Source organism: Nitrogeniibacter mangrovi (assembly GCF_010983895.1).
GTDB classification, from domain to species: Bacteria; Pseudomonadota; Gammaproteobacteria; order Burkholderiales; family Rhodocyclaceae; genus Nitrogeniibacter; species Nitrogeniibacter mangrovi.
In genome coordinates, this window is sequence record NZ_CP048836.1 from 3,394,698 (window position 1) to 3,408,132 (window position 13,435).

At 67.3% G+C, this 13,435-nt stretch carries 9 protein-coding genes and 1 tRNA gene; 8 read left to right on the forward strand and 2 right to left on the reverse strand.

The features are described from left to right. Positions 1 to 3 precede the first annotated feature (3 nt). Positions 4 to 1,020 carry a tRNA (adenosine(37)-N6)-threonylcarbamoyltransferase complex transferase subunit TsaD gene (gene tsaD, locus G3580_RS15740; RefSeq protein ID WP_173768845.1) on the reverse strand — a complete coding sequence of 339 codons (1,017 nt, stop codon included), beginning with the start codon at positions 1,018 to 1,020 and terminating at the stop codon, positions 4 to 6. A 131-nt stretch (positions 1,021 to 1,151) separates the two neighbouring features. On the opposite strand from tsaD, the gene rpsU reads away from it, so the two are divergent. The 8 genes from rpsU to G3580_RS15780 all read left to right on the forward strand — a co-directional run bounded on the left by rpsU (position 1,152) and on the right by G3580_RS15780 (position 13,012). Further along, a complete protein-coding gene (gene rpsU / locus G3580_RS15745; RefSeq protein ID WP_173767094.1) occupies positions 1,152 to 1,364 on the forward strand; it encodes a 30S ribosomal protein S21 in 213 nt (70 codons plus the stop codon). Positions 1,365 to 1,452: 88 nt separating this feature from the next. Continuing rightward, the gene (locus G3580_RS15750; RefSeq protein ID WP_173767096.1) at positions 1,453 to 1,899 is read left to right on the forward strand and encodes a GatB/YqeY domain-containing protein; all 447 of its coding nucleotides are present in this window, start codon (positions 1,453 to 1,455) and stop codon (positions 1,897 to 1,899) included. Between the two features lie 19 nt (positions 1,900 to 1,918). Beyond that, positions 1,919 to 3,697 carry a DNA primase gene (gene dnaG / locus G3580_RS15755; RefSeq protein ID WP_173767098.1) on the forward strand — a complete coding sequence of 593 codons (1,779 nt, stop codon included), beginning with the start codon at positions 1,919 to 1,921 and terminating at the stop codon, positions 3,695 to 3,697. Positions 3,698 to 3,744: 47 nt separating this feature from the next. Further along, positions 3,745 to 5,763, forward strand: coding sequence for an RNA polymerase sigma factor RpoD (rpoD, locus tag G3580_RS15760; protein ID WP_173767100.1), 2,019 nt, complete (start codon positions 3,745 to 3,747; stop codon positions 5,761 to 5,763). A 39-nt stretch (positions 5,764 to 5,802) separates the two neighbouring features. After that, positions 5,803 to 5,879: transfer RNA gene (locus G3580_RS15765), tRNA-Ile, on the forward strand. Positions 5,880 to 5,999: 120 nt separating this feature from the next. Next, positions 6,000 to 8,405: a putative bifunctional diguanylate cyclase/phosphodiesterase gene (locus G3580_RS15770; RefSeq protein ID WP_173767102.1), complete on the forward strand. Its 2,406-nt coding sequence runs from the start codon at positions 6,000 to 6,002 to the stop codon at positions 8,403 to 8,405. A gap of 86 nt (positions 8,406 to 8,491) precedes the next feature. Continuing rightward, the gene (locus tag G3580_RS15775; RefSeq protein WP_173767104.1) at positions 8,492 to 9,535 is read left to right on the forward strand and encodes an HD domain-containing phosphohydrolase; all 1,044 of its coding nucleotides are present in this window, start codon (positions 8,492 to 8,494) and stop codon (positions 9,533 to 9,535) included. A gap of 3 nt (positions 9,536 to 9,538) precedes the next feature. Then, positions 9,539 to 13,012, forward strand: a complete 3,474-nt coding sequence (locus G3580_RS15780) for a hybrid sensor histidine kinase/response regulator (protein ID WP_173767106.1) — start codon at positions 9,539 to 9,541, stop codon at positions 13,010 to 13,012. A gap of 30 nt (positions 13,013 to 13,042) precedes the next feature. On the opposite strand, the gene gloA is transcribed toward G3580_RS15780, so the two are convergent. Continuing rightward, positions 13,043 to 13,423 (reverse strand): lactoylglutathione lyase, encoded by a 381-nt coding sequence (gene gloA / locus G3580_RS15785; protein ID WP_173767108.1) that lies wholly within the window; start codon positions 13,421 to 13,423, stop codon positions 13,043 to 13,045. Positions 13,424 to 13,435: the final 12 nt, after the last annotated feature.

Here is a 13,435-nt window from a genome sequence, read left to right on the forward strand (position 1 = left end):
GGCTCAGGCGGCGGGCGCGACCACCGTATCGAGCGGCCAGCGCGGCCGCACCGTGACCGCACCGCCGGCATGCCCCGCCGCCCCGGCCGCGAGCCGCATGGCACCGGCGAACGCGATCATCGCGCCATTGTCGGTGCACAAGGCTGGCTCGGGGTAATAGACCCGCCAGCCACGCCGGGCGGTCATCTCGTCCAGGCGCGCACGCAAGGCCTGGTTGGCGCCGACCCCGCCGGCCACCACGAGCCGTTTCAGCCCGGTCTGCTTCAGGGCCAGCTTCGCCTTGTGGGTCAGCACATCGACGACCGCTGCCTGAAACTCGGCCGCCAGATCCGCCGGCGCGGCGCCTTCGCCTCGCAGCACCGTCATCACCGCGGTCTTCAAGCCACTGAAACTGAAGTTCAGGTCACCCGAATGGAGCATGGGCCGGGGCAGGCTGAACCGACCCGCGCGGCCCTGGTCGGCCAGCTGCGCCAGCGCCGGCCCGCCCGGGTAAGGCAGACCCATGACTTTCGCGGTCTTGTCGAAGGCCTCGCCGGCGGCGTCGTCCACCGACTCCCCCAACAGCTGGTAACGCCCCACGCCATCGACCCGCATCAACTGGGTATGCCCCCCGGAGACCAGCAGCGCGACAAACGGAAACGCCGGCGCATCGGCTGCCAGCAGCGGTGAAAGGAGGTGCCCTTCGAGATGATGGATGGGCAGGGCCGGCACGCCCAGCGCCGCGGCCATGGCCTCGGCCGTGCCGGCCGCGACGAGCAGAGCCCCCGCCAGCCCCGGACCCGCCGTGTACGCAATGGCCTCGAGCGAATTCAGACCAAGCCCCGCATCGGCCATGACCTGGCGGATGAGGGCGGGCAGCCGGCGCACGTGATCCCGCGAGGCCAGCTCCGGCACCACGCCGCCGTAGGCGGCATGCAGATCGATCTGCGAGTGCACCCGATGGGCCAGCAGACCGCGCCCGGTCTCGTAGAGCGCCACGCCGGTTTCGTCACACGAACTTTCCAGTCCCAGTACGATCATCATCACCTCGATTGTCCAGCCGCCATTCTAGCCGCTCCCCCCGGGCCGGACCACAATGTGGACTTGGCAGCGGCGCCCCGAGAGAGTAGACTTCGCGGTTTTCCGTACATTTTCAGGCGAAGGAACAGGCAATGCCGGGCATCCGCGTTAAAGAAAACGAGCCGTTTGAAGTAGCCATCCGCCGCTTCAAGCGCACCATCGAAAAGGCAGGCACGCTGACCGAGCTGCGTTCCCGCGAGTTCTACGAAAAACCGACGGCCGAGCGCAAGCGCAAGCTGGCTGCTGCAGTCAAGCGCCATCACAAGCGCCTGCGCAGCCAGATGCTGCCGCCCAAGATGTACTGAGCCGGTTCGGCCAGTCTTCTCACCACGACCGGCGCGGCCATCGCTGCGTCCGTCGTGGTTTTTGCGTTTTCAGGTCAGGAGTTCCGCCATGTCGCTCAAACTTCGTATCCAGGATGACATGAAGGCCGCCATGCGCGCGCGCGACAGCGAGCGCCTCGGCGCCCTGCGTTTCCTGCTCGCCGCCATCAAGCAGCGGGAAGTGGATTCTCAGGCCGAACTGGACGACGCCGGCGTCACCGCCGTCATCGAGAAGCAGCTCAAGCAGCGACGGGATTCGGCCACCCAGTATGCCGATGCCGGGCGTACCGATCTGGCCGACAAGGAGAACTTCGAGATCACCGTACTCGAAGCCTACATGCCGGCGCAGATGAGCGAAGCCGAGATCGATTCGGCGGTCGCCCAGGCCGTCGCCAGCACCGGCGCCAGCTCGCCGGCGGACATGGGCAAGGTGATGGGCGCGCTCAAGGGCGCCCTGGCCGGCCGCGCCGACATGGGACTCGTCTCCGCCCGCGTCAAGCACGCCCTCGCCCGCTGACCTCCGCAGGGCACCGGCCGTGATCCCGCAGTCCTTCATCCAGGACCTGCTCGGTCGCGTCGACATCGTCGACGTGATCGAGCGCCATGTCCCCCTGAAGAAGAAGGGGGCGAACTACTTCGCCTGCTGCCCGTTCCATGGCGAGAAGTCGGCCTCGTTTTCCGTCAGCCCGACCAAGCAGTTCTATCACTGCTTCGGCTGTGGCGCCCACGGCAGCGCGATCGGCTTCCTCATGGAGTACAGCGGCCTCGGTTACGTGGAGGCCATCCAGGAGCTGGCGCGCCAGATCGGCGTCGAGGTCCCCCAGGAGATCCGCCACGGCCATCGCGACACCGCCCCCGCCAGCCGTTCGCTGACCGAGCTGCTGGGCACCGCGGCACGCTTCTACCGAGAACAGCTCAAGAACGCCCCGCGCGCGATCGACTACCTCAAGCGCCGCGGCCTCACCGGTCAGGTTGCCGCCCGCTACGGCATCGGCTACGCCCCCGAGGGCTGGCAGGCGCTGGAGAAAATCGTCCCGCGCTACGACGATCCGGCGCTGCTGGAGGCGGGGCTGGTGATCGAGAACGACCAGGGGCGACGCTACGACCGCTTCCGCGACCGGATCATGTTCCCGATCCTCGACGCGCGCGGCAACATCATCGGCTTCGGCGGCCGGGTGATCGACCAGGGCGAGCCGAAGTACATGAACTCGCCCGAGACCCCGGTGTTCGAAAAGGGCCGGGAACTGTACGGCCTGTTTCAGGCCCGCCAGGCCATTCGCACCGAGAACGCGGCCATCGTCGTCGAGGGCTACATGGACGTGGTCGCACTGGCCCAGCACGGCGTCAACAACGCGGTGGCGACGCTGGGCACGGCCACCACCGCCACCCATGTGCAGAAACTGTTCCGCCTGGTCGATCGCGTGGTGTTCTGCTTCGACGGCGACGCCGCCGGGCGCAAGGCCGCGTGGCGGGCACTCGAGTCGGCTCTCGAGGCACTCACCGACGCCAAGCAGATCGCCTTCCTGTTCCTGCCCGAGCAGCACGACCCGGACTCCTTCGTGCGCGAAGCCGGCGCAGACGCTTTCCGCGAGGCGGCCGCCAGCGCGACCCCGCTCACCGCCTTTCTGCTCGACCACCTGAGCGCGGAACAGGATCTGGGGACCGCCGAAGGCCGTGCCGCCTTCGCCCACACGGCCCGCCCCCTGGTGACACGGGTCGGCGCACCGATGCTGCGCCTGCAGCTGGTCAAGGCCGTCGCCCAGCGCTGCAGCCTGGGCGAAGCGGAACTGATGCAGGCCTGGGGCATGGCCTCGCCGCCACCCCAGGGCGGACGCAAGACCGCCGCACCCCCGCAACGCGCCCCGCGCCGCCCGCCCTCGCCGCTCGAAACCACGCTACTGAGAATCGTGGTGCGCCACCCGGCCTGGGCGGCACGCTTGCCGGTCGATCTCATTCCGGAGGCCTCGGACGCCGGCCGCGCCCTGATCGCCATCATCGACGCCATCAGCGTGGGCGACCTGGGCAACGACACCACCCTCGGCACCCTGATGGAGCACTTCCGCGATACGCCCCACCAGGCGACCCTGAACCGCTTCTGCGTCGAGGAAGCCGAGGAAGTCATCGCCGACGAGGTGGTTGAAACCCTGTTTCTCGACACCATTCACAAGTTGCACGCCCAGACCCTTCAGGAACAGATCGAGGCCCTCGCCGCACGGGCCGCCAGCCTGAGCCCCGAAGAGCGGAAACGCTACGCGCAACTGATCCGGCAACGCCAGGGGAACCCCGGCGGCCACCCCAAAGTCTCAGATTCGTAATATAATTTTCTGTTTTTCCGTCATTTCCGAAGACCCCGAGGACCACTATGGCCGAGGAAAAAGCCAAGAAGCCCCGCAAGAGTTCCACCACTGGCCGCGCCGCCAAGCCGCGCGCCAAGAAGAAGGGCAAGATCGCTGATGTGCTGGCCGCCGCAAGCGCGCCGCAGACGCCGCTCGACGCCGAGGTGCGTCGCACGCAGCTCAAGACGCTGATCGCCCTGGGCAAGGAGCGTGGCTATCTCACCTACGCGGAGATCAACGACCATCTGCCGGACGACCTGGTCGACGCCGAGCAGATCGAGTCGATCATCGCCACCTTCAACAGCATGAGCATCCAGGTCTATGACGAGGCCCCCTCGGCCGAAGACCTGCTCATGTCGGACAGCGTGGCCGCCTCGCCGGATGACGATGCCGAAGAAGAGGCCGAGCAGGCCCTGTCCTCCGTGGACTCCGAATTCGGCCGCACCACCGATCCGGTGCGCATGTACATGCGCGAAATGGGCACCGTCGAGCTGCTCACCCGCGAGGGCGAGATCGAGATTGCCAAGCGCATCGAAGACGGCCTCAAGCACATGGTCCAGGCCATCTCCGCCTGCCCGACCACCATCGCCGAAATGCTCGAGCTGGCCGACAAGGTCGCCCACGACGAGATGCGCATCGACGAGATCATCGACGGCCTCATCAATCCGGACGACGGCGAGGACGAATACCCGGCCGGCGCCAAGAGCGCGGCCGCCGCCGACGACGACACCGACGAATCCGCGGACGAGAGCGACAGCGACGACGACAACGACGAGGACGATGACGACGACAGCAGCAGCAGCGAAGACGACGGTGCCGCATCGCTCAAACTGCTCAGGGAAGAGGGTCTGAAGCATTTCGCCATCCTCGCCGAGCTGTTCGAGCAGCAAATGAAGGTGCTGGAGAAGAAGGGCTCCCAGGATCCGGAATACGCCGAACTGCAGAAGCTGATCTCCGATCGCCTGCTGCACCTGCGCTTCAACGCCCGCATGATCGAGAACCTGTGCGACTCGGTGCGTCACATGGTCGAGCAGGTGCGCAGCCACGAGCGCGACATCCTGCGCTTGTGCGTGGATCGCGCCGGCATGCCGCGCACCCACTTCATCAAGCACTTTCCCGGCCACGAGACCGACCTGGACTGGCTCAAGGCCGAGATCGCTTCGGGCAAGAACTTCGCCGAAGGGCTCATGCGCGTGCACCCGGCGGTGATGGAATCGCAGCAGAAGCTCATGGAGCTCGAAGCGCGCCTGGGCATCTCGCTCAAGGAACTCAAGGACATCAACAAGCGCATGTCCACCGGCGAAGCCAAGGCCCGTCGGGCCAAGCGCGAGATGACCGAGGCCAACCTGCGCCTGGTGATCTCCATCGCCAAGAAATACACCAACCGCGGCCTGCAGTTCCTCGACCTGATCCAGGAAGGCAACATCGGCCTCATGAAGGCGGTGGACAAGTTCGAATACCGCCGTGGCTACAAGTTCTCCACCTACGCCACGTGGTGGATCCGCCAGGCCATCACCCGCTCCATCGCCGACCAGGCGCGCACCATCCGGATTCCGGTGCACATGATCGAGACCATCAACAAGATGAATCGCATCAGCCGCCAGATCCTGCAGGAAACGGGGCAGGAACCCGATCCGGCCACGCTGGCCAAGAAGATGGACATGCCCGAGGAGAAGATCCGCAAGATCATGAAGATCTCCAAGGAGCCCATCTCCATGGAGACCCCGATCGGCGACGACGACGACTCGCACCTGGGCGATTTCATCGAGGACACCTCGACCCTCGCCCCCAACGAGGCGGCGCTGTATTCCAACCTGCGCGACGCCACCTCCGAGGTCCTCGACTCGCTCACCAGCCGCGAGGCCAAGGTGCTGCGCATGCGCTTCGGCATCGAAATGAACACCGACCACACCCTCGAGGAAGTCGGCAAGCAGTTCGACGTCACCCGCGAGCGCATCCGCCAGATCGAAGCCAAGGCCCTGCGCAAGCTGCGCCACCCGTCCCGCTCGGAGCGACTGCGCAGCTTCCTCGACAGCGACTCCTGACCCACCCCATCGGTGCGGACCGCCCGGTCCGCACCGTCCGGGCCTTTAGCTCAATCGGTTAGAGCAGAGGACTCATAATCCTTTGGTTGCGGGTTCGAGTCCCGCAGGGCCCACCACCCCCCGACACCACGGCTCCGCCGGGCCGAAGCGCTCCCCAAAACCATGCGTATCGCGTAGAGTTATGCGCATCCGGGCGGCTGCTTCAAGCAACCGCTATCGAATGGAGCCCGCCGCGCATGACGCACCCCGTCAGGCACCTCATCGAAGCCTTCCGCCGCACGCTCGCGCCCTTTCAGGCCGACGAAGCGCACGCCGGCCGCTTCCGTGCGCGACAGATCCAGGCCGTCCTGCGGCTGACGCCGTTGACGATGTTTGCCAACGCGCTCAACGCCAGCATCGTCACGGCGACCTTCCTGGGGCAGATCAACCCGATCCTGCTCATGGGCTGGGCGTTGTGCATTCTGTATGCGTCCGGCGTCGGGATCGAGGCCTGGCTCAAGTGGCGACACGGCAAGGCGCCCGAATCGGTGTCTCCCCGGGCCCTGTCACAGGCGGCCAAGCACGCCGCGCTGCTCGGCCTGCTCTGGTCGCTGGTGCCGATGTTCTTCCTGCCGGCCGCCTCGCTGGAACAACAGCTGATGCTGGCCTCGATCACCGTCGGCATGCTGTGTGCCGGCGGTTTCGCGCTGGCCACCGTGCCACAGGCGGCACTCACCTACGTGACCGTGCTCGGCCTCGGTACCTTCATCGGCCTGCTCAGGCTCGACCACCCGCTGTCGGTCGAGCTGGCGCTGCTGCTGGCCATCTACACCCTGATCGTCCTGGGGAGCGTGCTGTCCAATGCGCGCACCTTCGGTGCGCGCCTCGTGGCCGAAGCCGACGGTGAGCGGCAGCGCCAGCTCATCGGACTGCTGCTGCGCGACTTCGAGGAGAGCGCGAGCGACTGGTTGTGGGAGATCGACCGTCACGGCCGCCTCACCCATGTGTCGCGGCGCATGGCCTCGGTGTTCGGGCGTGACGAAGCCGCCCTCCTGCACCAGCCGCTGCTCGAACTGATCGCCAACACCCTCGACCGGGCCACGACGGACGAGCGCCAGGCGCTGGAGGGCCTGCGCCGCTGCTTCGCGGGCCACGAGCCGTTCCGCGATGTGCTCGCCCCGGTCATTCTTGGCGGCGAGACGCGCTGGTGGTCGCTGACCGCCAAGCCGCTGCTCGACGATGCCGGCGAGCTGGCCGGCTGGCGCGGCGTCGGCACCGACGTCACTGCCTCGCTGGCCGCCCAGCGCGAGGTCACCCGACTGGCCCATTTCGACGGTCTCACCGGGCTGGCCAATCGCCACCGCTTCCAGGAGGTGCTGGCCGGCATCGAGGACGGCAGCCCCGAGCATCCGGGTCAGGCCCTGCTGCTGTGCCTGGATCTGGACAATTTCAAGACCGTGAACGACTCCCTCGGCCACTCCTTCGGCGACGGGCTGCTGCGGGTCGTGGCCCAGCGCCTGCTCGGGCGCACGCGGCGCTCCGATCTGGTGGCGCGTCTGGGCGGCGACGAATTCGCCATCGTCCGCGAAGGGCCGGTCACCCCGGAAGATGCCGAGGATCTGGCCGAACGCCTGATTCAGATCCTCAGCGACCCGTGCGAGATCGACGGCATCCGGGTGCGCGTCGGCGCCAGCATCGGCATCGCCATCGCCCCCAAGGACGGCCAGAGCGGCGACCAGTTGCTCAAGAATGCGGACATCGCGCTCTATGCCGCCAAGTACGAAGGCAAGGGCCGGTTCCGCTTCTTCGATTACGAGATGGACACCCGGGCGCGCCGCCGCCTGTTCCTTGAGCATGAACTGCGTGGCGCGCTCAACCGCGGCGAATTCCATCTGGTCTTCCAGCCGCAGTTCGCCACCGACACTCGGGCCATCACCGGCTGCGAGGCCCTGCTGCGTTGGGTCCATCCCCGTCTCGGCCCCATCAGCACCCAGGAATGCATCGCCGTGGCCGAAGAGTCGGGCCAGGTCGAGGCCATCGGCAACTGGGTGATCGACAGCGCCATCGACACCGCAGTGCACTGGCCGGAGTCGATCAACGTGTCGATCAACCTCTCGCTCGCCCAGTTCATGGACCCGACCCTGTGCGACCGCATCCTGAACAAGCTGTACACCGCCGGTCTGCCGCCGCACCGGCTTGAACTGGAGTTGACCGAATCCGTCTTCCTGAGCGACCAGAAGATGGCCGAACAACAGCTCCTGACCCTCAAGGGGGCCGGCATTCGCATCGCCCTCGACGATTTCGGCACCGGCTACTCGTCACTGGCCTACCTGCGCAACTATCCCTTCGACCGGCTCAAGATCGATCGCGCCTTCGTGAGCGAGATCCCGCACGTGCCCGAGGCCGCTGCCATCGTCCGGGCGGTCATTGCCATGGCCAACTCGCTGCACATGGACACCTGCGCCGAGGGCGTTGAAAACGAAGCCCAGCTGGCGCATCTGCAGCAGGAGGCCTGCCACACCGTGCAGGGCTTCCTGCTCGCCCGTCCGATGACCGCCGAGGCCCTCAAGGGCTTTCTCGACGGCCATCGGATCGCTTCGCCGGCTCCGCCCCGCCGGGCCGGGACGGTCACACCGATCGAGGCCCACCGCCAGCGGCTGTGAGCACTCGCGGCACGCGGGCGCCACGCTCAACTCGGGGGCTGCACTGCCGTTAACCCGGTACTGACGCCGGACCCGAAGAGCCCCGAATGAAGATCGCGATCATCGACGACACGCCGCTGAACCTGACCCTGATGCAGGCGCTCGTCAGCAAACTGCCCGAATGCGAACCGCAGCCGTTCGCCGATCCGGCGGAGGGGCTGGCCTGGTGCCAGCAGAACGAGCCGGACCTGGTCATCGTCGATTACATGATGCCGGGGCTCGACGGCGTGGAGTTCATTCGCCGCTTCCGCGCCACCCCGCAGCGCGGCGACGTCCCGATCCTGATGGTGACGGCCGACCACGAACGCCAGACTCGCTACAACGCGCTGCAGTCGGGCGCCACCGATTTTCTCAACAAGCCCGTGGACCGCAACGAATTCCAGCCCCGGGTCCATAACATGCTGGCCCTGCGCCGCGCCCATCTGGCCACGCGCGAGCGGGCCCGCACGCTCGAGATCGAAGTCGCCAAGGCCACCGCGCTGGTGCACGACCGCGAGCAGGAAACGGTCACCCGCCTGGCCCGCGCCGCCGAATTCCGCGACCCGGAAACCGGCGCCCACATCCAGCGCATGGCGCACTACTCCGCGCTCATCGCCCGCCAGGCCGGCCAAAGCGACGCCTACTGCACCATGCTCCTGCTCTCGGCCCCGATGCACGACGTGGGCAAGCTGGGCATCCCCGACCACATCCTCATGAAGCCTGGACGGCTGACGCCGGACGAGTTCGAGCAGATGAAGCGCCACCCCGAGATCGGCTACGACATCCTCAAGGATTCGACCTCGCCCGTGATCCAGGCGGCAGCGACCATCGCCCTGTCCCATCATGAAAAATTCGACGGCTCCGGCTACCCCAACGGCCTGTCCGGCGAGGCCATCCCCCTGGCCGGGCGCATCGTCGCCGTGGCCGACGTGTTCGACGCGCTCACCTCCGCGCGCCCCTACAAACCCGCCTGGCCGCTGGACGAGGCACGGCAGTTTCTCGTCGAGGGCCGCGGACAGCATTTCGACCCCAGCTGTGTCGATGCCCTGCTTGCCGACTGGCCGGCCGTACTCGACATCCGGGACCGCTTCCGGGACGAAGACGAGCACTGAGGCATGCGCGCCCTGCTCGACCGACTGCGTCCCCGATCACTGCGTCACCGTATCGTCGCCGTGTTCGTCGTGATGGGTCTGGTCACGGTGCTGGTGGCGACGGCGACCCTGCATCGCATCCTGCCCGAACGCGCCACCGCACGGCTCGAAGAGAACACGCGCGCCCTGGTCTCGCTCGTGGCCACCCTCATGGCCGATGCCGTCGCCGCGAACGACGTCCCGACCCTGGTGCAGAAGCTCAACCCGTTCGCGGATCATCCCGGGCTCAACGAACTGGTCGTCTCCGACCGCCAGGGGCTCGGCCTCGCCCTGATCAGGCGAGACGGCACGGGCAACGTCCAGACGGCAGCCCCGAACACCCACCCGCTATCACCGCCAACGGACGCAGACAATGTGCGCGTCGACGGGCATGGCCTGACAGTCTGGGCGCCTATCGGCCAGATCGCCCCGCTGGGCTGGGTGCGCGCCACGGTCGCGACGGCGCCGGTCACCGATGCCGCCGCGCTGGCCCTCAAACTGGGCGCACTCGGCCTGCTGCTGCTGGCGGTGGCCAGCGCGGCGCTCAATCAACTGCTCAAGGCGCCACTGCGCGACCTCGACGCGGCGACGGCCTTTGCCGGCCGCATGGGCGAGGACGAAGCCGGGTATCTTCACCTGCACGGCGACGCCACGGAACTGCGCCAGCTGGCCGACGCCCTGAACTGGACCGCCATCCATCTGTGGGACGAGCGCGCGGCGCTCGAGGAGAGCGAGGCGCGCAAGCGCGTCATCACCGAGGCCGCCCTCGACAGCATCATCACCATCGACCCCCGCGGCATGGTCGTGGAGTTCAATCCGGCCGCCGAACGTACGTTCGGGTACAGCCGCGCCGAGGTGCTCCAGGCGCCGCTGTCCGAATTCATCATTCCGCCCGATCTGCGCCAGGCCCACGAGGCCGGCATGCAGCGCTACCTCGAGACCGGCACGGGACCGGTCATCAACCAGCTGATCGAGATCCGCGCGATGCGCAAGGGTGGTCAGGAATTTCCCGTCGAGATGGCGATCCTGCCCGTGGAACTGGACGGCAAGCGCCTGCTCACCGCCTACCTGCGCGACATCAGCGAGCGCAAGACCGCCGCGGCGACGATGGAAGCCAAGGAAGCGCGCATCCGCGGCATTCTCGACAACCTCAGTGAACTGGTGTTCGAAACCGACGCCGATCTGCGCTGGCAGTATCTCAACCCCACCTGGGTGCATCTGGCCAACCTGCCCGTCGACGCCGTGCTGGGCCGGCGTGCACTGGCCTGGGTCGGCGCCCGCGAGCGCAAGCGCCTGCGCGAACAGCTCGACATGCTCGCCGCCGGCAAGAGCGAACGCCTGCGCGCCGACGTGAGGACCATCGGGGTGGCGGGCGAGCCGGTATGGCTCGAACTGTTCGTCCGCCCGTTGCGCGCAGCGGACGGTTCGCTGACCGGGTATTCCGGCACCGCCACCGACGTGACCGCGCGCAAGCAGGTCGAGCAGACCCTGCGCGAGGCGAAGGAGATCGCGGAACACGCCAATCGCGCCAAGAGTGACTTCCTCGCCAACATGAGCCACGAGATCCGCACGCCGATGAACGCCATCATCGGCATGACCGACCTGGCCCTGGAAACCGATCTCGACGACGAGCAGCGCGAATATCTCTCCCTGGTCAAGGGCTCGGCGGACAGTCTGCTGAGCGTGCTCAACGACATCCTCGACTTCTCCAAGATCGAGGCGGGCAAGCTCGATTTCGAGCACATCCACTTCGGCTTGCGCGACTGCGTGTCGCTGGCCCACCGCACCCTCGAGGACCAGGCCGGCCGGCACGGACTGACGCTCACGCAGCATGTCGATCCCACGGTCCCCGATCAGCTGCTCGGCGACCCGCACCGGCTGCGTCAGGTGCTCCTCAACCTGGTATCCAACGCGATCAAGTTCACCGAACAAGGCCATGTCAGCATTCGCGTGGCCCTTGCCGAGAGCAGCGCCACCGAGGCCGAACTGCAGTTCACCGTCGCGGACACCGGCATCGGCATCCCCGAAGACAAGCAGGCCATGATCTTCGACGCCTTCGCCCAGGCGGATGGCTCCTCCACCCGGCGCTATGGCGGCACCGGTCTCGGCCTGGCCATCTGTTCGCAACTGGTCCATGGCATGCACGGGCGCATCTGGGTGGAGAGTTCCCCGGGCAAAGGCAGCCGGTTCCACTTCACGGCCCGCTTCGACCGCGCGCCGGCGCAAGCCCCCGCCCATGCCCGGGACACCGACCTGACGTCACTGCAGGTGCTTGTGGCGGCTGGCGGCGAGGCGGTGCGCCAGCATCTTCAGAGCATGCTCGAGAGCTGGCACATGTGCGTGACCCTGGCCACCACCGGCGCCTCCGCCCTGCAGATGCTGCGCACCGGGCTCAGCGAACCGGGCACGCGCTTCGACGTCCTGGTCGCCGATGCCGAACTCGGCGACATGAACGCCTTCGACTTCTACCGCCGCCTCGGCGAATCGGGCGATCCGCTTCCCGAGGTCCGCCTGATGACGGCCCACACCGGCCAGCGCGGCGACGCGGCCCGCTGTCGGGCGCTCGGCGTCCATGTCTACCTGACCCGGCCGGTGCAGCCTTCCGATCTGCTCGACGCCATCCTGCAGACGCTCGGCGCCGAGGGTATGGGCCCGCTCATCACCCGCCACAGCCTGCGCGAACAGCGCCGGCGACTGAACATCCTTCTGGTCGAGGACAACAAGGTCAATCAGACCCTCGCCCTGCGCCTGCTGGAGAAGCTCGGCCATGTCACCCATGTGGCCAACAACGGCCGCGAAGCCATCGACGCCTGGACGAGCGCGCGCTTCGACGTCATCCTGATGGATCTGCAGATGCCCGAAATGGGAGGGCTCGAGGCCACCGCGCTGATTCGCGAACGGGAACGGGGGCGCGGAGAACACACGCCCATCCTTGCCATGACGGCCCACGCCATGGAGGGCGACCGGGAGCGCTGCCTGGCCGCCGGCATGGACGACTACATCGCCAAACCCATCCAGCCGCCGGCCCTGGCCGCCGCGCTGGCCCGGCTTGGAGAGAGCTCCCTCATGAACGACGCGGACATCCCGATGCCCCCCGACAGCCCCGACAAGGCCCCAGCCTTCGACATCGGCACGGTCCTGGCCAATCTGGGCGACGACCGGGAACTGCTCGACCAGCTGGCCGAACTGTACCTGCAGGACGAAGCGCAGATGCGCGCGCAACTGGACACCGCCGCCGCGAACATGGACCTGAGCGCCCTGCATTCGGCCACCCATGCCATCAAGGGCGCGGTCGCCAACTTCTCCGCCGACGCAGCGATCCGCGCCGCCAACCTGGTCGAATCCCTCTGCCGCAGCGGGAACATGGACGCGTTGGGCGAGGCGGTCGCGCGCTTCAATGCCGCCCTGGACGCTTTCTCGGACGCGCTACGAACGCTGCTTGCCGAAGCGGACTCCTAACGCGTCGGGGGCGCGCACTGGGCGCCCGGCTCAGCGCTGGATCAGCTCGATCTTGTAGCCGTCCGGATCCTCGACGAAGGCGATCACCGTGGAGCCGTGCTTCATCGGGCCGGCCTCGCGCACCACCTTGCCGCCGCGCGCGCGAATGGCATCACAGGCCGCATAGGCATCGGGCACGGCCAGGGCGATGTGGCCGTAGCCATTGCCCAGATCGTAGTGCTCGGTATCCCAGTTGTGGGTCAGTTCGATGACCGCGGTCTCCGCCTCCGGGCCATAGCCGACGAAGGCCAGGGTGAAGCGGCCGTCCGGATAGTCCTGCTTGCGCAGCAGCGTCATCCCCAGCACTTCGGTGTAGAAGGCCAGGGACTGGTCCAGATTGCCGACTCGCAGCATGGTATGCAACAGGCGCATGAGTGTTCTCCT